A 22,230-nucleotide genomic window follows, 5' to 3' on the forward strand; every position below is an offset into this window, starting at 1 on the left:
CCTCGCTTCCGCAGAAGCCTGGATATACGTCGCTCACATTCGCCTGCTCACCCGCAGGCTCGCAAGAAGTTGATATCAAAACACTCTTTTTGATTCAGGCTCTGATACGCGGGTTGGTTACCGCAGGACCTGATGCGTCGCGGAACTGCCTCGGTCTAGGATCCGACGTCGGATGTGATCCGGCTGATAGATGTTTGGTACGCATCCGGTGAAGACCGCAGACGTGCGTATCCGGTGGCCATGAGCACCTGAGCACCGCGGTGCCGGGTCAAGCTTTCCATGGGGAGACGCGATGATATTCTTCGAGGAGGAGTTTGACCTCCTCGATGCCTTCATCGGTGAAGGCCAAGATCCCGTCGTCATCGTTGGCGCCGTACACCCAGATGACGCCGTCCTCGGGCTCGAGACCGAGGGTCAGTTCCTGGATGAGCGCTTCGCTGACGCCGAGGTCCTGGCGATACGTTCGACGGTGTAGACGTGATGCACCTTATTGCGCTGCATGATCAGGCCGCCGCTGGTTGGGTCCGCAGTTTTGCGGATCTCCAATTCCACGGCAGCAAATCATCGATCCGATGGGCCGGATAGGCGGGCAGTCGGGCGAGGACGTCGGCGAGCCAGGCCTGAGGGTCGACGTCATTCAACTTGGCGCTGACGATCAGGCTGTAGAGAACGGCAGCGCGCTGTCCGCCGCGATCAGAACCGCAGAACAGCCAGGACTTTCTGCCGAGAGCCATCTCGGGGTCATTCTGCCCATGTTGGGCAGGAGGTCGAGGTCCATTACCGTTGGCACCCGTATTTCGGACGTCGGCTTCGCTGCGAGAACAGCGAAGAGCGCGCCAACGGCCGGATCATTCATCTCGTCGTCGCGCCCGGGCATGTCATTACCGCTCCAGCCTGGGTGATCGATCCCGTGGCTTGCGCGGCGATGGATTTGGGCTCCCCGCGCGTATCGCTTGCCGCGCTGCTTGAGTTTCACAAGCTCTTGATCGAACGCCGTTTCCGGCGAGGCTCTCCGGATGATTTCACCATCGCGGAGGCGCAACATGAGAAGCCTGCCACCCCCGACACGATCTCTCGTGGTCGTTCGCCAACTCAGCTTGCCGCTCGACTCGCAGAAGCTGAACGGGCTGAGTTCAGCGCAACGGACCATAGTGATCGCGATGCCGTGAACCCGAAAGACCTGCGTCGCAATATCCAGACCAACTGCGATAACTTTCTCCATTGCGGCTCTCCCTTATGTGACTTGTGACAGCCACACTATGGCACCTAGTTGCCGGGAGCGGAGGCCGTCCACCCCATCAGGTCACTTGAACAACAATTCTCAAAAATGGTGCAGGAGCTTCGAGCCACACTGCGTAGAAGCAAAACGGTTGCAACAGATCCTTCAAGTAAACTTACAGAATCTTTGCGACTGCAAATCGCGGACAATGGTAGGTTCACCACAAGGACTGACGTCAGGCACGGCTCAAATAGCTTATGCCGATGAACGCTCGGACCACCGCACAACCCGCAAAGTTGGAGTCAACGGCCAATGGCACCAAGAGCGCTTATCCTGCTTGAAGGTTCTAGAAACAATGGTCCGCTTTATGCCAAAGCGGCTCTCTGTCTCGGTCTTCATCCAATTACCCTGTCGGCCGATCCACATCAGTATGACTATCTGGCGAAGGAAGGTATTGAGGCAATCCGTGTCGATACTGACAACCTTGATGCGCTGATCCGCGAATGTTCTCGGCTACGTGCGGCCTATGACATTGCGGGGATTACGAGCGACTGGGACAGGCTCCATGCGACAGTTGGCAAACTCTGCCGGCTTTTCGATCTGCCGGGACCGAACCCCACATCCATTGAACGATGTTGCGACAAATTCACCCAACGTCAGCTTCTCGCGGAAGCCGGCGTTCCGGTACCTGCTTATCGCTTGGCAGCGAATGCGATGGAGGTAGAAAGCGCTGCCACGAGGATCGGGCTGCCGGTGGTTCTTAAGCCAGCCGTAGGCAGCGGCAGCAGCGGTGTCCGATTGTGCACCAATCTCCACGAATTGGCCGAACATACGGCCTATCTGTTGGGCGGGAAGCACCTATGGCGGTCTTCGCCGAGGGTGCTGGTCGAAGAATTCGCACAAGGTCCCTTTTATAGTGTCGAGACAATGGGCCATGAGGTCATTGGGATCGGCACCGCTAACTTCGGCCCTCCACCACATTTCGTCTTTCGTGACTCCACTTTTCCGTCCCCCCTGACCGACGACGAGCATAGGCGTATTGTCGATGTTTCGCTGAACTGTTTGCGAGCTCTCGGCCTTGGCTGGGGGCCAGCGGAAATTGAACTCCGGTGGATGAAACGTGGCCCAGTCGTCATCGAAGTCAATCCGCGTCTTGCAGGTGGGGGTATCCCTCAATTGGTTCATCTGGCCTACGGTGTCGATCTCGTGACCGAGCACATCAAGCTTGTCATCGGCGAAGAACGGAATTTGCGAACAAGGCATTCGCAGACTGCGGCAGTACGGTTCCTGATCCCTGATCGCGATGGCATCCTCGATTGGATCAGTGGCGGCGATCGGGCGGCTGCTCTGCCAGGTGTCGCCGAGGTCAAGTTGTATGTTGAACCCAAGACGGCAATCGTCAGGAAACGTGACTACCGAGACCGAATGGGATATGTCATCGCCGTTTCATCCAGCTTTACTGAGACAGAGGCTATACTCCAGCGTGCCGTGGACTTAATCGCCTGGTCGGTGAGGCCCTTTTCGTCCATTTGAAACGCTCTGAGCATCTTGATTATGCCTTTAGGCTGTCAGGCTGGACCCACTTGGAAAGACCCGAGTTTTCCTCAAGAGTGCGTCAGGAGCCCTTGGACGCCGATCCGGTTATCCTTGCACGTCACCGATTTGACTCGAGCAAAACCGCATCGCGTCCGGCGGCCACAAGCCCCGGCATGCAGCCACTGCGATAATGGCCAAGCCTCGAGCCCGATGCGGCCGATGGACAATTCCAGTTCGTCGAAATAGCGGACCAGTGCCTTCGGCTCGCTGGCGATCTTGACTCTTGACCTCGCGCATGATCGTTCCGGTCGCGTCAACAATACACACGCTGCTCTCTTCCAGAGACATCGATGCTTAGTGTTCGCATGGCCGTTCCTCACATGATGCTTGGAGCCGATCGCTCGGACTCCGTTTTCAACACTTCTGAGGGACAGCCGCCCAAGTTGGCTATGCTCGCGAAGGCCGGCCCATTACGCCATCACAGTTCGCTCCTTGTTGTGGAAGTCAGTTAGGCCCAGCAGCGCCTACGCTGCTTACACCCCTACATCCGGCTCGCTGCCCCCGTGGAGATGGCAGCCGACGCGCTTGCGTACATGGAAACTATGCGAGATTGCTGCGTAAGCGGCAAGGGGAACCTCACGGAGCGTGGTGTTTGCAGATCTGTGAGTCTCCTGGATGATTTGTCCTGGAGGCTCGTGTGAGCGAACATATTCTGAGAGCAAGAGCTTCGAAGTTCTCACGGCCGATCCGGTGCGGCTAGGCACAGTCCTGCGCGCCGTTTTCGGACCTGGTCGCGGGAAGAGAAGACCAGGATCATGGCGGAGACGTTTTCGCCGGGGGCGAACGTGTCGGCGATTGCCCGCACTCACGGTCTGGACCCCTCGCAGGTCTATGTATGGCGTCCAAGGCGCTGGTGTCGGGGATGGTTGAGCCGGTGGCTGCAACGGAGCGCGAGCCGGTGAAGTTCGCGCGCTTTGAGTTGAGCGGAGCGCCAGCGCAATGAGCAGCGACGCTTCCTCCGCCCTTTCGCGTCGAATGCGGTACTGCTGGTCCAAGCGCTCGGTCTTCATTTCTGTTCCTCCCGAAGCGGTGCCAATCTACGGGCATTTGGCTTTCTGCATCGCGAAGGAAGCCGGTCGTCCTCTTTTGGGTTTTTCCTGAAGCGCGGACCGTCTTCTGTAGCTCTCGACATTCATCTCGAAGACGGTTGCGTGACGAACGAGGCGGTCCACCGCCGCGATCGTCACGGCACACCGAAGTTTTCATGATGCCTTCTTCCTTGATCGCCTGGCGCGAGCGATCCGTTCCAGCAGCAGCAAACCCCTCCTCGACAATCCTGAGCTTCGCCTCGTCGGTAAACCGACGCCGGCCGTGTCGATGATCTCAAGGCGGCTCACTACTGTCCGCTCAGTGTCCTTATACCTGTCCATAAGGACAAAACGATTCACCCGAGCCCTCAAGGCGGTCCTGCTCGGATGCGTACAGAACTGCTGAACGAGACGCTGTTCACCTCGCTCGCACAGACCCGCGCGTCCCTGGCCCGGTGGCGCGCCGACTACAACAGAGCGCGGGCTCGTTCGCAGATCGGATGGCAGACGCCGAACGAGTTTGCACAGACCTTCAATCCGCGATGGGCGCTCGCGCTGCGCAATGCGTAAAGCTCGGCGCCCGCGCCCGCGCCTGTTGCTTCCACCGCCCATCAGGGGAAATCCAACGCCGGAAACGAACTCAAAATTGGATTGAAGCTGGGGGCAAGGTCATACCCCGTCGATGTTAGGCCGTCGAATATCAACTACCTGACGGGTTACGACTGCTGGACGGTTCAGCCCCAGGTTTACTTGATCCCTTATTCGGGCGACGTCGTGTTCTTCGCGCGGGAGGTGGACCTTCCTGGCGTAGCTCTGACGGTAAAAATCCTCGAACTCGTTCAAAAAAAATCGCCTGACGTCCGAAGTCATCGGTGAGAAGGTTGGTCTATCGGCAACCGCCTCCCAGCGACGCTTGAAAAGACTGCTACCGAGGGGATTATCGAAGCTGACGTGTCCATCGTTTCCGCAAAAGCGGTAGGCAGACCTATTCAAATGCTGGTCCTGGTGACCCTCGAGCGGGAGCGCTCGGACATCATCGACAAATTCAAGCAAGACATCAAATCATCGCCTGAAATCGCCACGGGGTTCTATGTCACCGGTGATCCGGATTTCCTTTTATACATTACCGCACTCAGCATGGACGACTATGAGCAGCTCAACCCTCATATCAGAGCCTGAAAACGACGGTCCTAGTGGATCGCGTGAAGGCCGGATTTTCAGTTCCGATGGAAGACCCTATTAGGGATTGATTGGACGGTTTCGGAGTGGCGACCAAGGCCTGCGTTGGCAGCCGATGTTGCGTGCGGTGCTGTCTGCAGCCATACGCCATACTCCGCGACCGCGACCAGAAAGCGCAATGCCTCAGGTGATGTTGTTGCTCATTTGCGATTAATCTATGTCGAAGAAGCGTTGGACGCGCAATAAATTTCTTGATTAGGATTGGAACGCACCAGCCTAGAGGAAGCGTCGAGCCGGAAGCAATCCTCAGTGAACGAAGCAATCATTCAAGCCAAAAAATCTCTTCCCGCACATAACGGTGCTGATGAACTGCATGGCCGCCCCGATGTGGATAAAGATTGTGCCTAAGGCGGAGGCCAGGGCTCGCGCTCAAATTCCTCGAGCGCGTCCGTATTCCGGAGCAGGCAAACAATATCCCGGCTCAGTTCTCCGGAGGACAGCAGCAACGCGTCGCCTTTGCCCGTTCTCTCTGCATGGAGCCGCCGTCATGCTCTTTGATGAGCCCGCGCGCTCTGTAGCGGACCGGGTGATCTTCATGGATGCCGGCCAGATCGTCGAAGACGGCAAGCCGTACGACTTCTTCACCAATTAACAACACGAAAGAACAAAGCTGTTCCTCAGCCAAATACTATTGCACTGACGATCTCTTTTTCTACGAGACGATCGGTGTGGGCGCTCACGAATATTTCACGATCACACATAGGATTTCCATTATGACAAAGCTTCCGAGTGACTTTCCGGATTTTGGGCTGACGCCCGAGGAGAGGCGATTTGCCGAGCGCGGCCACTTTTATGAATGTGCCGGTATGGATGGCGCGTTTGGCGAGATCTGGTGCTACAGCGACCGGGTTTCCTACCGTCCGGGCGAAAAGGTTCGGCTGCAGGTGAGTTCGACTGCGCCGCGCTTCACCATTGATATCATGCGCGACGGCGGGACCGAGACGAAGGTATTCCAGAAGAGCGGCATCGCCACGCGCTGGCAGGACACGCCAGACCAGTGCTCAGTCGACGGCTGCGGCTGGGAGACGACATTCGAGTTCGAGATTGGAGATGACTGGCCTTCCAGCGGCTATCGCGTGACCTTGACTGCGGAGAGCCGCGACGGTCGGCCGATACATTGCCATCACATTCTGATCGTCCTACCGAAGGCCGGTCGCAAGCCGGGCCGCATCCTACAAGTGGCGGCGACCGGTACCTGGCTCGCCTATAATACCTGGGGCGGTTCGAACCACTACGACGGCATCACAGGCCCAAACCGCAACCAATATTCGCCCGTTGTCTCAACGCAACGGCCGTGCGGCCGCGGCTTTGCTGTCCTTCCGCCGGGAGCGCCTCGCGTACCATTGGAAATGATGATGCCGCCGAAGACGGTGCCGCGCTATCCACACAAGGAATGGGCCTATGCCAGGGGCCATTCAAAGAAGTACGCATCCGCTGGCTGGGCGACCTACGACAGCCACTTCTTCCGCTTCGCTGAGCGCGCCGGATATGATGTCGATCTCGCCAGCCAGCACGAATTACATTTCTCGCCCGAGATCCTGCTTGACTATGACTGCGTCGTCTTCGCCGGCCATGACGAGTACTGGACTTGGGAAATGCGCGACGCGGTTGACGCCTTTGTCGATCAGGGCGGCCGTGTGGCACGTTTCGCCGGCAACTTCATGTGGCAGACTAGGCTGGAGGACGAAGGTCGTCAGCAGGTTTGTTACAAATACCGGGCGCGCGCCGAGGACCCGGTCTACAAAAGCGGCGATGTTACGCGCGCCACCAATTCCTGGGAAGCGCCGGAGATCGGCAGGCCAGGCGTACAAACCTTTGGCCTCAACGCCACTGATGGCAGCTATGTCGGCTGGAGCGGGTGCGCACCACGCGGTGTGCGAGGCTTCCCCATCTATCAGCCGGACCACTGGGCCTTCGCCGGTACCGGGCTATTTTACGGCGATTTGCTCGGCACGGAGAGCCACATTTTTGGCTATGAAGTTGACGGGCTGGACTACGAAATCCGCAACGGCCTACCTTACCCTTCGCCTAAGAGCGGCGCGCCGGACGGGCTCGAAATCCTTGCTGTTGGTATGGCCACTCTGGTCGAAGAAAGCGCCGATTTGGCGCCCGAAGACGTCTTAATAAGCGACGGAGACGGTCGGTTCGTCGCTGAGTTGCTGTTCGGCGAGGCGAGCAGCGCCAATATCGAAAAAATAAAACGTGGGAGCGGGATGATCGTCAATTTCAAGCGCGGAGAGGGCGAGGTGTTCCATGCCGGCACCTGCGAGTGGGTCGCTGGCCTTCTGAGACACGACGCCATGGTCGAACGCGTGACCCGCAACGTCCTCAACCACTATCTCGGCCGCAGGTAGAAGATCCCGCGCCACTTAAACGCCCGAAGGCATTTGATAGGAGCGTCCTAGGAGTGCGTCGCAACAAAGAGCACCCGGTAGAAACGTAGAATCAATACATGGTGCGCCATCGCTCGGCTACGGTCAATCTGTTGTTTGCGGCTTCACTTGACATACTCTCCTCCCGTAACGCTGCGGAGTGCCAGCCGCTCCCCTTTGCGCCTAAAAGACTTAAGCGGCGAATTGGTTCATGGTGGGCTCCGACAGCCTTCGGCTCCCGGGCGGCTGATCGGGCAGAGCGTCGAAGTCGTGGTGTTGGGCGGCCGCGTTATCGTGCGTCACGCGGGCGAGGTGGTGGCGGATCATGCCTTGTGCGGGGGACGTCGCCAACGGATTGTCGAGCGCGCGCATCTTGCCGGCGTGGTCGGCGCTGCTGCGCCGGTACAATCGGCGGATATCGTTGCGTCTTCCGCTCTGTTGCGGCCACTGGCTATGAGGCACTGGTGGGAGGCAGCTGGTGATGACGGCGGTCGATCACGAGATGTTGGTCGCAATGCTCGACCGGCTAAAGCTGACCGCGATCCGGGATCAGCTCGATACGCTGCTGGACGAAGCGGCGCGTTCGCAAATGACCTTGCGCGAGGCTTTGGCCTTCCTGGTAACGCGCGAGATCGCGAGGCGCGACGAGCGGCGCATCTCCATGGCAGGCAAGATCGCGCAGTTCCCGTTTGTGCGCGAACTCGACGGCTTCGACTTCGACGCGCAGCCGTCGCTGGATCAGCGCCAAATCCGGGAGCTGGCGACCTGCCGCTGGATTGCTCATGGCGACACGGTCCTGTTGCTTGGACCTCCGGGTACGGGCAAGACACATCTGGCGGTGGCTCTCGGGCGCGAGCCACGCTCGTGGCGATGCTGGCCAAGGCCCATGACGACGGCTCACTCGAAAAGCAGCTAACGACCCTGTCGCGGCCGAAACTGTTGATCATCGACGAGCTCGGCTATCTCCCGTTCGAAGCCAATGCCGCGCATCTGTTGTTCCAGCTGGTGTCGCGGCGTTATGAGCGGGGATCGATCCTGATCACCTCCAATCGCTCGGTGGGCGAATGGGGCAGCGTGTTTGCCGATCCCGTGGTGGCAACCGCGATCCTGGATCGCCTGCTTCATCATTCGACAGTGATCACCATCCGCGGTGACAGCTACCGGCTTCGCGAAAAGCGTCGTTCCGGCCTATTGCAGAAGGCCGGAACGACGCTCGACAACAACGAAACCGCAAAACAATGAGGGGGTCAGTTCCTCGTTTCGCCCAAGGGGTCAAATCCCCACTTCGCTTGACAAGCGATGCTGAGAACGAATGAGAATTATCGGAATCCGGCGCCGGCTGCGGCTGCATGATCGACCTGCAGCAAACAGCCCGGCGCCGGCAAAGGGGGTGTGAGAAGGCGACGACCCGAGCGGGCCCAACGACCGAACAGATCTGGATCATGAAAACCAGTTCGAGCCAAAAGAGCCCAATGCGCTCGTTGTTGAGATTTGGACCTGATCTGCAGATCACCATACCGGCCAGCGGCTTCTGGAAATGCCGCACATGAAGGGCCTGACAGAAGACCGCACTCGATCACACGTCGAAAAGGTCTATTTCAGACGATCGTGAAAAAGCCAGAAGCCTCTTGCATTACGGGTGGCAAATACAGAAGGCTCCACAACTTAGAACCTGAATCATTAGAGCCTGAATCAAAAGAATGTCTTTTATATTTGCCATGACCTCCGCCCGGCGTAATGGCTGTCGCCGCGGATCAGGATGCAGTCTCGGGCCAGCGGGCGCGGATCGTCCGGATGAGGCGGCGCCGCCCGGCGCAATGCGCGAGCGATTGAGAAGGTCGGCAAGGCAATGATCGAACTTCGAGACCAGCAACATCACTTTCTTGGGTAAAGATAGCGGCCGCAGGGTGTAGGTCATATCAAGGTGCCAGGCGGTTCCGCGATCCCACCGGCCGATACCTTATCGGATGTCGCGTAGCCGAGGCGTGCGAAGACCACCCGCATGAAAAACAGTCCCGTTTCGGCGTCACTGTATTGCTGGGCTTCGAGAATGTTGCATCCCGCTGAGTAAAGTATGCCCGCAACTGCGGACACGATCCCTGGCTGGTCCCCGCATGACAGCGAAAGGACCATAGACTGGTCTTATGACATTGGCGAAGGGTCCTAATGATCTGTTGGCGATCACCAGGGCGAAGGGCTCAGGCCCTTGACGAGCTCCGGCGTGATCAGTTCCTCGACGCGGCGCCACTCGCCCTTCACGCGGCTGCGTCCGGCGTCATAGAATGGCCGCAGAGAAGCTATGGCGGAATAGCGCTCCCCAGCGATCTCGATCTCGAATGACCCTCCGGACAGCCAGTCAGCCGTCACCCCGGCTTCTGACGTGAGATATCCCATCCCGATGCCACAGCCGACAGTGTGGCCAAATCCGGCCGAGCGCAGGTATCCGACGAGGCTGCCATTGCGCCACACAGGCTCGGTGCCGAACATCAACGACTCGGCATCGGGTGCAGCGAGCTGGACCAACCGCCGGCGCAAGGGTTTGCCGCGCTGAGCCTCCAGCGCCGCGCGTCCGATGAAATCGTCTCGCTTGTCCCAGGCAACCGTGAACCCTAGCCCCGATTCCAAGGGAGTGTCATCGTCACCGACATCTGAACCCAAGTCACGGTAGACCGCTTCTAGGCGCAGCGTGTTGAGGGCGACATATCCGGCGTGGCCAAGGCCGAGATCGGCACCGGCGGCCACCAGAGCGTCAAAGACGCCTAATGTCTGTTCGGTCGGGATGTGAAGTTCCCAGCCCAACTCGCCGACAAAGGTCATCCGGAATGCGAGCGCGAGGCTGTATCCGACCTCGATTTCACGAGCCGTTGCGAAGGGAAATGCCTCGTTAGAGAAATCCGCGGGACTGACGCGCTCCAGTAATTCGCGCGATCGCGGACCCATGACGGAAAGGGTCGTATATCCGGATGAGACGTCGGCGACCGAAACGTGGCCGGCTCCCTTGGCATGCAAACGCAGCCAGGCGAGATCACGGGTGCGTTGGACGGCCGCTGTCACGACAAGAAATTCCTCGTCAGCGATGCGCACGATCGTGACGTCGGATTCCATACCGCCCCGCTCGTTCAGCCAGGGGGTATACACGATCCGGCCCACGGCACCGTTCACGTCGTTGGTGGACAAGCGTTGGAGCAGTGCAAGGGCATCCGGGCCCTGAACCAGAATGTGCGCGAAGGAGGTCTGGTCAAACAGGGTGACGCCGGAGCGGGTGGCCGTATGCTCCGCGCGACTTCGCTCGAACCATTCGTCCCGGCCGAACGTCGCATGGTTTTCATTCGGCGATCCAGGCGCACCAAACCATTGAACGCGTTCCCAACCGGCACTTTCACCGAAATTCGCACCGACGGCGGACAAGCGGTCGTGTAGGGGGGACACGCGGACATTGCGTGCCGTCTTCGGTGACTTATGCGGCAGATGAAGCGTCCAGAGGTTGCCGACCGCCTCCACCGTGCGGTCGTACAGATACCGCCGGTTCCGCTGGAAGGGCATTGACCTCCGGACGTCCATTTCCCAGCAGTCTCCCGCTGGCAAGCCTGTCGACATCCATTCTGCCATGACCTTGCCCGCACCACCCGACGACTCGATGCCGCAGGAATTGAATCCAGAGGCGACATACAGACCTTGGATTTCAGGGGATGGCCCGAGGTGGAACCGGTTGTCCGGCGTGAAGCTCTCAGGGCCGTTGAAATTCAGTTGCAGGCCGATATTTGCCAGGACGGGCATGCGATCGATCGCCGCGGAGAGATACGGTTCGATGTGGTCGAAATCCTCGGGCAACGAATCGAAACTGAAATCGTGGGGTATGCCATTGATGCCCCAAGGTTTGCCATCGGGCTCGAAGAAACCCACGAGCAGCTTCCCGGCGTCGGCCTTTGCATAAACACGCGCGTCCATATCGCGGATCGTCGGCAGGTCGTGGGGCAAGTCGGGAATGGCCTCCGTGACGACATAAAAATGCTCGGCAGCCTGCAACGGTACCGACCAATTGAGGTCAGCAGCCACATTCCGCGTCCACAAACCGGTGCTGATGACCGCCTTTTCGGCACGGACCGTTCCCTGACTGGTTTCCACGCCGGCGAAGCGGCCCTTCTCGACGAGGATGCGTGTCACCGGGGTCCGCTCAAGGATCATTGCTCCTCCCTGTCGAGCCCCGGCTGCGAAAGCACGGGCCGTATCGATCGGGTTGGTCATCCCATCGGAAGCGATCCACGCCGCTCCAAGGACATCACTGACATCGAGCAATGGAACGCGGCGCTGCGCTTCCGCAGCGCTGATCACTTCCACGTCTAGGCCAAACGAGCGGCCCATCGAGGACCCGCGCTTGAGCTCTTCAAGCCGGTCCTGGGTCGCGGCGACGGTGATGGAGCCGGTTTGACGGAAGCCCGTGGCTTGCCCGGTCAGATTTTCGAGATCCCTGAATAGCTCCGCCGAATACTGAGCGAGCTTGGCCATGGTTTCATTGGCGCGGAGTTGCGTCACGAGGCCCGCAGCATGCCAGGTCGTGCCGCATGTCAGCTGGTCGCGCTCCAGAAGCAGAACGTCCCGGTGGCCCAGACGGGTAAGGTGGTAAGCTATCGAGAGGCCGATAATGCCACCTCCGATGATGACGTATTCGGCATGGGACGGCAACTTGCTGGCCATTTGAAACCCTGTTGTAGGCTTGCCGCGGAAGCGCGGGGCAAGGCGGGTTGGTTGTGCAAACAACCTACTGTCAGACGTGCTCTGATTTCCGCCGATCTGCAGGCCAGGTCCGCAGTATTTCTGCGCCATCCGGTCTTCCGATGCAGCGTTACTCCCGCGGAATGAACGGCGGCGAGTCCCCGGGGTCAGCACTGCCGTGTCCGCAACGCGTTGCATCGCCGGTGACATAGCCTCTATAAGGCGCTGAAATTCTGCCTTCGGTGGTGGTAATCCAGCATAGCGACGTTGGAGAATAAGATGACATACGACCGGATCGATGCCCGCATCCTGGAACTGGTTCAACGGAATAACCGCCTAACCTCCGATGTCATTTCGGAAAGGGTCGGGCTTTCCGCCACCGCGTGCCAGCGTCGTCTTAAGAGACTGAGGGCGGAAGGAATCATCGAAGCGGATGTCTCGATAATATCGGCGAAGGCCGTCGGCCGACCCATCCAGATGATCGTTATGGTGACCCTGGAACGGGAGCGCGCCGACATCATCGACAAATTCAAGCGGGATATCAAATCCTCAGCCGAGATTGCGACGGGGTTCTACATAACCGGCGAGGCCGACTTTGTGCTCTATATCACCGCGCGTAGCATGGAGGATTACGAACAATTCACGCGCAAGTTCTTTTATCAGAACGCGCACATAAAGAATCTTAAGACCATGGTAGTCGTCGACCGGGTCAAGGCAACGTTTGGGGTCCCTGTTCAGGATCCGGAAGATCCTTGAGCCGTATCCTTGCGGCGTCAAAAACCGATGCTAAGGGCAACGCTGTCAGCTGCCATCAACTCCGCCATTCGGCGGGCCGGAGGTGTGGATGGAGCCGATCGCTCGCGAACTCGCTGGGTTCATCTGGGCCATTGCGGGTCAAGTGCCGCGGCCAGTGAACTGACTGCGGGAAAGTAAGTACTACCACCTCAACGAAGGAGCAATCAATCATGATCCCGGGCCTGGGTAAGGTTGGAGGCACGGTCACGGCAGGAGAACCCTCCCAAACATCGCACGCCTCCGGCGAGGGCCGCCTTGCGCGAGCATGGCACGGAAGCGAGGCTGCGCTCTTAAGGTCGTCCTTACGAGCGTAGTTAGCAGCACAGCATGAGCCATGTGACGTTATTGACCGGGCCTGAGCGTCGTCGTCGTTGGCGTGACGAGGATCAGTGCCGGATACTGGCCGCGGCATTCGCGCCCGGGGCCACAGTGGCGGCGGTAGCGCGCCAGTACGATGTCGCGACCAGCCTGATCTATAAGTGGCGCCGCACGGTGAGAGCCCGCGAGACGGGCTTTGCCGAAGTTGTCGTGGTTCCCGATGAGCCTGTCGCCGCTTCGGTGCCGGCGGCGCCACCAGCGGTGATCGAACTGGAGATCGCCGGCAAGGTGCGGCCGCGGATTCCGTTGACCACGCCGCCGCCACTGGCGGCGGCGATGGTGAAGGCGCTGGGCGTTTCATGATCCCGGTCCCGAGCCAGGTGCGGATCTGGTTGGCGGTCGGCCGGACCGATATGCGTCGCGGGATGCAAGGGCTCGCTCTGCAGGTTCAGGAGACGTTGGGCCGGGATCCGCATCTATGCGTCGGGCGAGATTATGTGGCGGAGCCGCCCTGACGCCCGTCAGGGCCGGCCAAACCGGCTTGCCTCCGCCACATGATATTTCGTGTCTCTCTCACAGGCGCGGGATTCCCCTGCGCCGCAATGTCGGAGGGGCAGGATGCTCGAGTTCTATTTTTCGTATCGTGGGGTGCTCAAGCGCCTGCGTAGCGGTGCGCTCGGTGGCGAGATGGATCGCATCGCGAAGCATTTTTTCACGCTTGGTTACAAACGAGCGTCCGCCAAGATTTACTTGAGCCGCATAGCGCGCTTTAGCCAGTTTGCCGGGCCGCGCAGTGGTCCGATGCCGATCCCTCAAGATGTCATCGATAGCTATTTATGCCCGTTTACTACGGATACTCCGCGCATTGGGGCAGGATCGGCGCTGGGACACGCACGCCGAGTGGCTCCGGAGCGGTTCATTGGTTCTGTTCCAAGTGTAGACGATGATCCAGATGCTCCGCTTCTGGCTTCCTTTTCGGACTATCTGCGCAAAGTGCGGGGACTTGAGCCGAGGACCCGCGAAGGCGTTCTTTTGGGCAGCCGCCGCTTTCTGGATTGGCTCCGCCATCATCATCCCGACCAAGAGCTCCAAGCGTTGACGGCGGAGCACGTCTTCGCCGCCGTTGAGCATCGGCTGTCGCTATCGGCGACCTCCGCCACCCGCACGGCGGCGACCTCTCACATCCGAACATTTCTTCGGTTTTTGAATTGGGCTGGCCACCATGACCAGGATCTTGCCCGCGTCGTCCCAAGGCCGCCCCATTGGCGTTTGGCGCATTTGCCGCCGCGCCTTGCATGGGACGACGTTCGGCGCGCAATCGATGCGGTCGGCGCAACAACGCCGGTCGACATCCGCGATCGAGCCGTCCTGTTGCTGCTCGCCACCAGGTATTCGTAACGGCGAGCTCCGCGCCATTCGGCTGCAGGATATCGACTGGCGTGCTGGCGAGGTTTTTGTCCGGCGCACCAAGGGCAAGCATGATCGGGTGGCACCGCTCCTCGAGGAGACCGGCGCCGCGGTCGCCGACTACATCCTGCGCGCTCGACCGAAGGTGGATAGTCCGTATCTGTTCCTGTCCTTCACGCCGCCCGTGGGACCGTTCAAGTGCGCGTCGCCTGTTTCGAGGATCGTACGGAAGCGGTTGCGGCATGGCGGGGTCGAACTCGGGCGGGTCGCAGGTGCGCATCTCCTGCGCCACAGCCTTGCCACCCAACTCGTCAGGCAGCGAAGGCCGACCAAGGAGGTCGCCGATCTTCTCGGGCACCGGAGCATCAACACAACGGCGCTGTACGTAAAGGTCGCGGCCTCGCAGCTCGCCGAGGTCGCACTCCCCTTTCCGGGAGGCGTCGCATGACCGCCTTCGTCCGTTTCCTCGGCGAGAAGGCCGAGCGTTACATCGAGCTGCGCCACTCCCTCGGCTACGCCTTCAGCAAGCAAGCCGGCACGTTGCCGGCTTTCGTCCGCTACGTTGAGCACGCTCAGCTCGATGCGCCCGCCACCCGGACGATGGCGCTGGACTTCGCCTTGTCGTTCGGCGGCGCCGCCAACAGCCGCGCCACCCGTCACGGCGTGCTTCGCCGATTCTACGAGTATCTCGCTGTCTATGACGTCCGCACCGAGGCCTTGGAGCGCAGAGCTTTCCCCAGGTCCAGAGCGATTCCGCCTCCGCGTATTCTCAGCGAGGCTGAGTTGGCGTCGCTCATCGACGCATGCGCCCGCATTTCGCCAGGCACCCCGCTCAGAGGGCGGACCATGGCGACGCTGATCGGATTGTTGGCGAGTTCGGGGCTGCGATCGGGCGAAGTGGTTCGGCTTGATCGTTCCGACGTCGATCTGGCCAACGGGGTCCTCCTCATTCGGAAGACGAAGTTCCGCAAGGATCGTCTCGTTCCAGTTCACACGACAACCCAGGCTGCCCTTGGTTGCTATGCCCGTGAGCGTGATGCCGCTTTTCCCATGCCCAAGGATCAGGCCTTCTTTCTCAGTTCCCGGGGCAACCGCCTCTCGGCGACTGGCCTGCAAAACGGCTTTGCTGAGGTCCGTAAGCTCGCCGGCCTTGATGGCGGCAAGCCGTTAAGGCCGCACGAGCTCAGGCACCGGTTCGCCGTGACCCGCCTCAGCCTCTGGCACCAACAGCGCGCCAGCGTTCAGGCGCTGCTCCCATTGCTCGCCACCTATCTCGGCCACGCCAGTTACAGCGATACAGCCTACTACCTCACTGGCTCGGCGGATCTTCTCGCCATTGCAGCGGAACGCGCCTTCCTCGATGGAGGTGCAGCATGAGCGAACACCTGCTCCTGGCGCCGCTCCTGGAGTCCTATTTTCGCCGGCGTCTGACCAAGCAACGCAACGCGACTCCCGCGACCGTGGCCAGCTATCGCGACGCCTTGCGCATGCTGATCCTCTTTGCCGCCGCCCGGTTACGAAGGAAGCCGGCGGCGTTGACGCTCGAAGAGCTTGATCGAGACCTCGTTCTCGCCTTTCTCGACGAGCTCGAAGAGAAGCGGAACAACTCCGTCGCCACGCGCAATGCCCGCTTGGCCGCGATCCGATCTTTCTTCCACCACGTCGCTGCCGCCGACCCGGCGTCCTTCGGCGTCGCCCAACGCGTGCTGACGATTCCCATTAAACGGACGCACATTGAGGTGACGTACCACCTCACCAAGGCCGAAGTGGACACCCTCATCGCGGCGCCCGATCCAAAGACGCCCCGTGGTCGGCGCGACCGAGCCTTTCTGCTCTTCTTGGCACGGACCGGCGCCCGGGTCTCCGAAGCCACCGGCGTCAACGCAAACGATCTTCAGTTGGAGCGGTCGCACCCGCAAGTGCTGCTGCGCGGCAAGGGGCGCAGAGACCGCGTCGTCCCTATTTCCAAGGACCTGGCGCGAGCGCTGACGACCTTGTTGAGCGAGCGCGGGATCGCCCATCACGAGCCGCGACCGATATTCGTCGGCGCCCGCAACGAGCGCCTGACTCGTTTCCGAGCGACCCATATCGTGCGGCGTGCAGCCGCGGGGCCGTGGCTATCAGGCCGGCCTTGGCCGACAAGCCCATATCGCCGCACATCTTCCGGCACTCCCTCGCCATGAAGCTTCTCCAGTCCGGCGTGGACCTTTTGACGATCCAAGCCTGGCTCGGGCACGCACAGGTCGCCACGACCCACCGCTATGCCGCCGCGGATGTCGAGATGATGCGCAACGGACTCGAGAAGGCGGGCGTCGCCGGCGACCACGGCGTGCGTTTCCGACCGAACGACGCCGTTCTGCAACTGCTGAACAGCATCTAAATATTATGTGGCGGAGGCAAGCTGGGTTTGGCCGGCCCTGACGGGCGTCAGGGCGGCTCCGCCACATAATCTCGCCCGACGCATAAGAACGGATCCGAGCCGGCATCCCGCACCAGCGCAAGCAGGCCATCGATGCCTTTTCGGAAGTCCACCGAGTGGCTCGCAAGATAAACCTTCACCCCTGCCGGGATCATGCTGAGCGCACCGCCCGCAACACACGCCGCAGATGGTCCTCGCACACAGTCGCACCGGCGCGGACCGTCATGCCATTGACGTCAATCTCAATGGTTCGGGAAGGGTCCGCCTGAAGCCTCCCAAGGCTGGCCTCCTCAGCCTTGCCGGCGCGTTCCACCTCATCCGTCTTGGGCGCCGCAGCCCGCCAGCCGAACAATTGCGATGGGCTGATCCCAATCTCCCGAGCCAGGGCCGAAACATTGGCGCCAGGTTCACAGCTCCTTGCCACCATCTCGGTCTTGAACGCATCCGACCATCGCCGCCTCCGCGCCACCGGTGCACCCTCGAAGCGATCCGCAACCGCCTCAATCAATTGAAAGCTTCTATCCGCAGGCATAGGCGCAGACATAGAAATTGACACTGAAAGCTCCTCGGCTACTTCCGTGTCATCATCGCCGCCGCATACTTGCTGCGCCAGATGGGGTGCCCTTCCCGCTTACCGTTCTCATGCGGTTGGGTCATGAGATTCGGTTGATGCCGGCTGCCTATGTCAAACCATGCGTAAAGCGGCAGAAGAATGATGCAACAGATGCTGAGGCGATCTGCGAGGCGGTGACGCGGCCGTCGATGCGCTTCGTTACGGTGAAGAGCGACTAGCAGCAGAGCGTGCTGATGCTGCATCGAGTCCGAGAGCTTCTGGTCTGGCAGCGGACAATGCTTGTCAACGCCTTGCGCGGCCACCTGGCTGAGTTCGGAATCGTGACGCGCCAGGGCATTGCCGGCGTCGGGATGCTGATCGAGCTCGTCGCAGAGGAGAATAACGAGCTCATCCCACCGCTTGCCCGAGTTGCGCTTATTCCCCTGGTCGAGCAGCTACGAGCGGCGCATGAGAAGGTCATTAACCTGGATCGTCACAGCCACGCCTGGCACCGCTCGAATGAACTTAGCCGGCGCCTAGAGACAATACCTGGAATTGGCCCGATCACCGCCAGCGCGATCGCCGCGACGGTGACAGGCATCCTGTTCAAATCCGGCAGACAGTTGGCTGCGTGGCTCGGTGTTGTTGTGCGGCGGCAGGACTAGTCAGGCGGCAAGGACTGCCTCGGCCGGATCAGTAAGCAGGGCGATCCCTATATCCGTCGACTGCTTGTAGTTGGCGCCTATGCCGTCCTCAGGTTCCAGCCGCAAGGGCAAAGCGGCGCCGACCCGCTGGGCTGCCGAGCTTCTGACGAAGAAGCCGTACAATGTCGTCGCCGTTGCACTCGCGAACAAGATGGCGCGGATCGTGTGGGCTCTGATGATCACCGGCAAACGCTTTGAAGGTTCCGCCACCCCGTGATGCGGCCATAGAGGATGCAGAGATTTGGTGAGGTGCTAACGGTGTGATGACGGACGGTCGAGCCGGGATCGGACAAACCCGCTCAGTGGGTGCCGCTCGAAAAAGCGCGTTGACCTGTCTGGGATCCGATCAGCGGACTTCACCAGGGCCAGCGGCATGAAACGCGCTGCACTTCAAAGGCCGTATACATGCCTGCACCCGACCAACCCGTAAGAAGCGCCAAAATCACATTGCCAAGCGGAGGCCGTCCATACATGCCACTGAACATTCATCCAGCGGCGATTAGAGCCTCGGCACGGCGCAGCCGAGAACCGGCCGTCAAATCCGCCCCGGAAAGTGTCCGGAACTTAGCGGAATCGCTGGAGTGCAACCCCAGACTGCTTGTCTCAGTCTGGGGTGCACTCCATCGCTGTCCCGGATTTAGTGGACAGCTTTACCCGTGGCTGCGCGTCTATTCGCCGACGGCGGCTATGCCGGAGAAAAACTGACGCAGGCTCTCGCCGACCTGGGCACATGGACCATCGAAATCATCAAGGGCTCCGACGCGGCCAAGGGCTTCGAGGTCCTGCCGCGGCCATGGGTCGTTGAGCGAACTTTCGCCTGGCACGGACGGTGTCGCCGCTCGTCAAGGATTTCGAGGCGACTATCGCCAGCGCCGAGGCATGATGGGGTGGACGGCGTCCAAGAGTGTTTTTCAGCTGCATGGTGTCGACGCTGTGGAGCGTCCGGTGCTGGTGCGCAAATTGCAACGGCGGGCGGCAGTCCCGTTCTTCGCCAAGCTTGCGCCGGTGAGGATCGGGCTGGAGGCGTGCGGCGGCTCGCATTACTGGGCGCGCACGCTATCGGGGCTGGGTCATGAGGTGGTGCTGATCGCGGCGCAGCACGTGAAGCCGAATGTGCGGCGCGGCAAGCATGACGCGGCTGACGCCGAGGCGATCTGCGAGGCGATGAGCCGGCCCAGGACACGCTTTGTTGGGGTCAAGAGCGGCGAGCAGCAAGCGGCGCAGATCCTGCTTGGGGTGCGCGAGCAGCTGGTGCGGCGCCCGACGGCATCGGATGTGCCAGAATGAGTTCGTTGAGATCTCAAACAAGGGAGCCGTCCGTGGAATACCTTATCCGCATTGGCATGGATACGTGCCTTGGCGCGGCCGCGACGCACCTGCTGGATGTGGGCCGTCGCGCCCACCATTAGCGCCTGCCGCAGCATCTCGTCGCCGGCCCGCGTGATCACCCCCAGCCGGTTCTTGCCGGCGGTCGAATGGTTCTTCGGCGTCAGCCTCAGCCACGCCGCGAAGGTCGCGTCCCGAGCCGAACGCCGTCGCATCAGTGACCTTGACGTCGAGCAGGCTCGTCACGACCGGCCCGACGCCGGGCATCGCAGCCAGCCGCTGTCCAGTCTCGTCCTTGCGGTGATGGGCCAACAGTTTCTTGTCGATTGCCGCGTATCGCGCGCACACCGCGCGGTATTCCTCGCCGAGCGTCTCAAGCAGTTCCTTTGCCAGCGCCGGCACCGTCGCGTCGCCGGCAATGCGGGCCAGCAGTGGCTCGACGCGGGCAAGGCCTTGTGCGGCCGCCAGGCCGAATTCGGCTGCGTAGCCGCGGATCGCGTTGGAAAGCTGCGTGCGCCGGCCTGCGGCCAGCCCAGACTGCGGCTCAGCACGGCGCTGACATGCCCGGATAGGCCGCAACGGAGGAACACCGAACACAAGCTCTTGCAACGGAAGGAAGATGGCGTGATCGATCGATCCGTGACGCGCGAAACTCCGAGGGATCCATTGGCCAACGAAACCGCTGGCATGATTGGAACGGGCGTCGCGAACCTCACCTTGGCCAGCGGCCGCAAGGACCGCGCTCAAAGGCCGGACATATGGACGCAAGCGATCGAAAACGACGCAAGACAACCGTTGCAGGCAGGGCGCCGTCCACATATGGATATTCATCGCCTCCATCCGCCTCATGCTCCGCCGCCGCGCAGCTCCACCTCGCACGTAAACGAGTTTCGAGTCAGGCTCTAGTCAAGCGTGGTAGATGAACTTTTCCGCCCCATGTCTTTGCCACAGGATGTTTGCCGTTGATGGACAGCACGGGGACGGGATGAGCCCTTGAGACGACGGTCGATCATGCTCTTATCCGCGGGTTGGCTACCGCACTTCCGTAATCCGTCTTGGGCTATCCTTGTCTAGAGTCGGGCGTTGGGCCGTTGCCCAGCCACATAGCTAGCGCGGGAATTCCCCACCGTGGCCACATCCCGTCTCCGTGCTGTCCCGGTTGTTCCGCCGGATTGAAGCCGGTCAATTAGCTTCAATCCGGCGGCGCCCGTGGGAGACGAGCGTTTGCTGGAAGCTCAATCTTCACGGGGGAAGCGCACCGCATCTTCAGCGCACCGGCTCAACCTGGTGGCCGATGGCCCACAGGAAAGCCGCCATCTCGCGGGCGATCGCCGCCACGACGATCGGTCTCTTCTTGCCAGAGGCCGTCAGGCGCCGGTAGCGGGCGCACAGTCGGGTCTGCGCCTTCCAGGCAATCTCGCGAACCGCCTTGGGCAGGCCCTCGAGGCGGATGCGAATGGTTTCCGTCACCCGGGCCGGATAGCGGTAGCTCCAGGCGCCCTCCACCAGGACGCGGCGTGCGCGGCGGTTGCCGGCAAGCGTCAGGCCGCCACGCTTCACCGTCTCGCCGGTTGACCGCTCCGACGGCACCAGGCCGAGAAAGGCCATCAGCTGCCGCGGATTGTCGAAACGGCGCACATCGCCGACTTCGCTGACAAAGGTGACGGCAACGATGAAGGAGACACCACGCAGCGCCTGATAGGCCGCCACCACCGGCGCCATCGACCAGCTCGGCACCAGCTCGGCGAGTTGGGCATCGAGCCGCTCCAGCCGGTTCTGCGCATCGGTGATCACATCGACCTGATCCTGGAACACGATCTGCTGGGCCGGATGGTCGAACTTCTGCGCCGCCAGCCAGCGGGCATGCGCCGGGCCCCAATTCTTGCGTCCGCTAAAGACCCGGCCATGGCGCAGCAGGAACGACAGAAGCTGCTGGCGCTTCTTGCGCAGATCCTCGCTCGCCGAGCTCCGAACGCGCACTAGATCGCGCACCGCTTCATGCACTGCGTCGGGAACCCAGATCCCGGTCAGCTCCCCCGCCCTCAGCAGCCGTGCCAGGGTGACCGCATCGCGTCGGTTCGTCTTGACGCGTTCGCCCGGGCGCTTCGGGATCAGCGACGGCGCAACGACATCGCAGCGGTGGCCGAGCTCAACGAGCTGGCGGCAAAGCCCGTAGCCGGTTGGGCCGGCCTCGTAGCAGAAATGCAGGCGCGGATATTTGCGCTCCAGCTTACGCACGAAGCGTTCCACCGCCGTCGGTGTCGCCTCGATCTCGCCGAAATAGCGGACCTCCCCCTCCCGGCCACCCTCCGCAATCGCAATCGCGTGCTTGGCTTTCGAAACGTCGACACCGACGTAAAAATCCTTATCTTCTGCCATGGCTCGTCCTTCCTTTGCTGGGGCTCGGCTCGGCATTCCCGAGCAACCCCCGTTTGCTTAGAGGCCGTTTTGAAAATCGGCTTACTGGGGTTTCGTCTGAGGCTGGGTTATGATTCAAGCTGTGGATGTGGACAAAGCAGAGCCGTGGCCGGATGGCCCAGA

At 60.9% G+C, this 22,230-nt stretch carries 18 protein-coding genes and 11 pseudogenes; 20 read left to right on the plus strand and 9 right to left on the minus strand.

What is annotated here, in order from left to right:
- The first annotated feature begins 292 nt into the window (after positions 1–292).
- Positions 293–475: a hypothetical protein gene (locus NKI85_RS34285; RefSeq protein WP_352780313.1), complete on the plus strand. Its 183-nt coding sequence runs from the start codon at positions 293–295 to the stop codon at positions 473–475.
- A gap of 28 nt (positions 476–503) precedes the next feature.
- Here NKI85_RS34285 and NKI85_RS34290 read toward each other — a convergent pair.
- Both NKI85_RS34290 and NKI85_RS34295 read right to left on the minus strand, forming a co-directional pair.
- Positions 504–734 (minus strand): annotated as a pseudogene (locus NKI85_RS34290) (transposase domain-containing protein); the annotation flags it as partial.
- Positions 656–1,222 (minus strand): hypothetical protein, encoded by a 567-nt coding sequence (locus tag NKI85_RS34295; RefSeq protein WP_352780339.1) that lies wholly within the window; start codon positions 1,220–1,222, stop codon positions 656–658. The gene NKI85_RS34295 and the pseudogene NKI85_RS34290, both read right to left, overlap by 79 nt.
- A 309-nt stretch (positions 1,223–1,531) precedes the next feature.
- Between NKI85_RS34295 and NKI85_RS34300 the strand changes: the two genes are divergently transcribed.
- A complete protein-coding gene (locus tag NKI85_RS34300; RefSeq protein ID WP_352780315.1) occupies positions 1,532–2,752 on the plus strand; it encodes an ATP-grasp domain-containing protein in 1,221 nt (406 codons plus the stop codon).
- Positions 2,753–2,882: 130 nt separating this feature from the next.
- Here NKI85_RS34300 and NKI85_RS38075 read toward each other — a convergent pair.
- Positions 2,883–3,103: pseudogene (locus NKI85_RS38075) on the minus strand (IS110 family transposase); the annotation flags it as partial.
- Positions 3,104–3,570: 467 nt separating this feature from the next.
- On the opposite strand from NKI85_RS38075, the gene NKI85_RS34305 reads away from it, so the two are divergent.
- The 7 genes and pseudogenes from NKI85_RS34305 (at position 3,571) to istB (ending at position 8,696) form a co-directional block, all read left to right on the plus strand.
- Positions 3,571–3,717, plus strand: a complete 147-nt coding sequence (locus tag NKI85_RS34305; RefSeq protein WP_352780317.1) for a transposase — start codon at positions 3,571–3,573, stop codon at positions 3,715–3,717.
- Between the two features lie 510 nt (positions 3,718–4,227).
- Positions 4,228–4,494, plus strand: a pseudogene (locus tag NKI85_RS34310) (integrase core domain-containing protein); the annotation flags it as partial.
- A 162-nt stretch (positions 4,495–4,656) separates the two neighbouring features.
- Positions 4,657–5,093, plus strand: a pseudogene (locus NKI85_RS34315) (Lrp/AsnC family transcriptional regulator).
- 254 nt (positions 5,094–5,347) lie between these two features.
- Positions 5,348–5,674: pseudogene (locus NKI85_RS34320) on the plus strand (ATP-binding cassette domain-containing protein); the annotation flags it as partial.
- A 121-nt stretch (positions 5,675–5,795) separates the two neighbouring features.
- A complete protein-coding gene (locus NKI85_RS34325) occupies positions 5,796–7,436 on the plus strand; it encodes a N,N-dimethylformamidase beta subunit family domain-containing protein (protein WP_352780319.1) in 1,641 nt (546 codons plus the stop codon).
- Between the two features lie 249 nt (positions 7,437–7,685).
- A pseudogene (locus NKI85_RS38080) lies at positions 7,686–7,936 on the plus strand (Mu transposase domain-containing protein); the annotation flags it as partial.
- Positions 7,936–8,696: pseudogene (gene istB, locus NKI85_RS34335) on the plus strand (IS21-like element helper ATPase IstB). The pseudogenes NKI85_RS38080 and istB, both read left to right, overlap by 1 nt.
- Positions 8,697–9,087: 391 nt before the next feature.
- On the opposite strand, the gene NKI85_RS34340 reads toward istB, so the two are convergent.
- Genes NKI85_RS34340 through NKI85_RS34350 form a run of 3 tightly spaced genes read right to left on the minus strand, consistent with a single transcriptional unit; the run spans position 9,088 to position 12,149 of the window.
- Positions 9,088–9,372, minus strand: coding sequence for a hypothetical protein (locus NKI85_RS34340; protein WP_352780323.1), 285 nt, complete (start codon positions 9,370–9,372; stop codon positions 9,088–9,090).
- Complete coding sequence (locus tag NKI85_RS34345) at positions 9,369–9,587, minus strand: ACT domain-containing protein (RefSeq protein WP_352780325.1); 219 nt, start codon at positions 9,585–9,587, stop codon at positions 9,369–9,371. Before NKI85_RS34345 ends, NKI85_RS34340 begins: the two co-directional genes overlap by 4 nt.
- A 48-nt stretch (positions 9,588–9,635) precedes the next feature.
- Positions 9,636–12,149: a GcvT family protein gene (locus NKI85_RS34350; RefSeq protein WP_352780336.1), complete on the minus strand. Its 2,514-nt coding sequence runs from the start codon at positions 12,147–12,149 to the stop codon at positions 9,636–9,638.
- Positions 12,150–12,446: 297 nt separating this feature from the next.
- On the opposite strand from NKI85_RS34350, the gene NKI85_RS34355 reads away from it, so the two are divergent.
- The 8 genes from NKI85_RS34355 to NKI85_RS34390 all read left to right on the plus strand — a co-directional run bounded on the left by NKI85_RS34355 (position 12,447) and on the right by NKI85_RS34390 (position 17,067).
- Positions 12,447–12,923, plus strand: a complete 477-nt coding sequence (locus NKI85_RS34355) for an Lrp/AsnC family transcriptional regulator (protein ID WP_352780326.1) — start codon at positions 12,447–12,449, stop codon at positions 12,921–12,923.
- Between the two features lie 366 nt (positions 12,924–13,289).
- Positions 13,290–13,643: an IS66-like element accessory protein TnpA gene (tnpA, locus tag NKI85_RS34360; RefSeq protein ID WP_352780327.1), complete on the plus strand. Its 354-nt coding sequence runs from the start codon at positions 13,290–13,292 to the stop codon at positions 13,641–13,643.
- Positions 13,640–13,795 carry an IS66 family insertion sequence element accessory protein TnpB gene (gene tnpB, locus NKI85_RS34365; RefSeq protein ID WP_023743220.1) on the plus strand — a complete coding sequence of 52 codons (156 nt, stop codon included), beginning with the start codon at positions 13,640–13,642 and terminating at the stop codon, positions 13,793–13,795. Before tnpA ends, tnpB begins: the two co-directional genes overlap by 4 nt.
- A gap of 103 nt (positions 13,796–13,898) precedes the next feature.
- Positions 13,899–14,678 carry a site-specific integrase gene (locus NKI85_RS34370; RefSeq protein WP_352780328.1) on the plus strand — a complete coding sequence of 260 codons (780 nt, stop codon included), beginning with the start codon at positions 13,899–13,901 and terminating at the stop codon, positions 14,676–14,678.
- Complete coding sequence (locus NKI85_RS34375; protein ID WP_352780330.1) at positions 14,602–15,135, plus strand: tyrosine-type recombinase/integrase; 534 nt, start codon at positions 14,602–14,604, stop codon at positions 15,133–15,135. The genes NKI85_RS34370 and NKI85_RS34375 overlap by 77 nt, the downstream gene beginning before the upstream one ends.
- Positions 15,132–16,064: a tyrosine-type recombinase/integrase gene (locus NKI85_RS34380; RefSeq protein ID WP_352780332.1), complete on the plus strand. Its 933-nt coding sequence runs from the start codon at positions 15,132–15,134 to the stop codon at positions 16,062–16,064. The genes NKI85_RS34375 and NKI85_RS34380 overlap by 4 nt, the downstream gene beginning before the upstream one ends.
- Complete coding sequence (locus NKI85_RS34385) at positions 16,061–16,870, plus strand: tyrosine-type recombinase/integrase (protein ID WP_352780333.1); 810 nt, start codon at positions 16,061–16,063, stop codon at positions 16,868–16,870. Before NKI85_RS34380 ends, NKI85_RS34385 begins: the two co-directional genes overlap by 4 nt.
- A complete protein-coding gene (locus tag NKI85_RS34390; RefSeq protein WP_352756108.1) occupies positions 16,867–17,067 on the plus strand; it encodes a site-specific integrase in 201 nt (66 codons plus the stop codon). Before NKI85_RS34385 ends, NKI85_RS34390 begins: the two co-directional genes overlap by 4 nt.
- A gap of 190 nt (positions 17,068–17,257) precedes the next feature.
- Here NKI85_RS34390 and NKI85_RS34395 read toward each other — a convergent pair whose 3' ends face one another.
- The gene (locus NKI85_RS34395) at positions 17,258–17,650 is read right to left on the minus strand and encodes a transposase (RefSeq protein WP_352780337.1); all 393 of its coding nucleotides are present in this window, start codon (positions 17,648–17,650) and stop codon (positions 17,258–17,260) included.
- Between the two features lie 452 nt (positions 17,651–18,102).
- Here NKI85_RS34395 and NKI85_RS38085 point away from each other — a divergent pair.
- The 3 pseudogenes from NKI85_RS38085 to NKI85_RS34410 all read left to right on the plus strand — a co-directional run.
- A pseudogene (locus NKI85_RS38085) lies at positions 18,103–18,580 on the plus strand (transposase); the annotation flags it as partial.
- A gap of 434 nt (positions 18,581–19,014) precedes the next feature.
- Positions 19,015–19,246 (plus strand): annotated as a pseudogene (locus tag NKI85_RS34405) (transposase); the annotation flags it as partial.
- Positions 19,243–19,629, plus strand: a pseudogene (locus tag NKI85_RS34410) (IS110 family transposase); the annotation flags it as partial. The pseudogenes NKI85_RS34405 and NKI85_RS34410, both read left to right, overlap by 4 nt.
- Positions 19,630–19,778: 149 nt before the next feature.
- Here NKI85_RS34410 and NKI85_RS34415 read toward each other — a convergent pair.
- Positions 19,779–19,904, minus strand: a pseudogene (locus tag NKI85_RS34415) (transposase); the annotation flags it as partial.
- Positions 19,905–20,955: 1,051 nt separating this feature from the next.
- On the minus strand, positions 20,956–22,068 hold the full coding sequence (locus tag NKI85_RS34420) for an IS110 family RNA-guided transposase (protein WP_352780335.1): 1,113 nt from the start codon (positions 22,066–22,068) through the stop codon (positions 20,956–20,958).
- Positions 22,069–22,230 lie beyond the last annotated feature (162 nt).

It is taken from the genome of Mesorhizobium sp. M0571, from assembly GCF_040320985.1.
GTDB lineage: Bacteria > Pseudomonadota > Alphaproteobacteria > Rhizobiales > Rhizobiaceae > Mesorhizobium.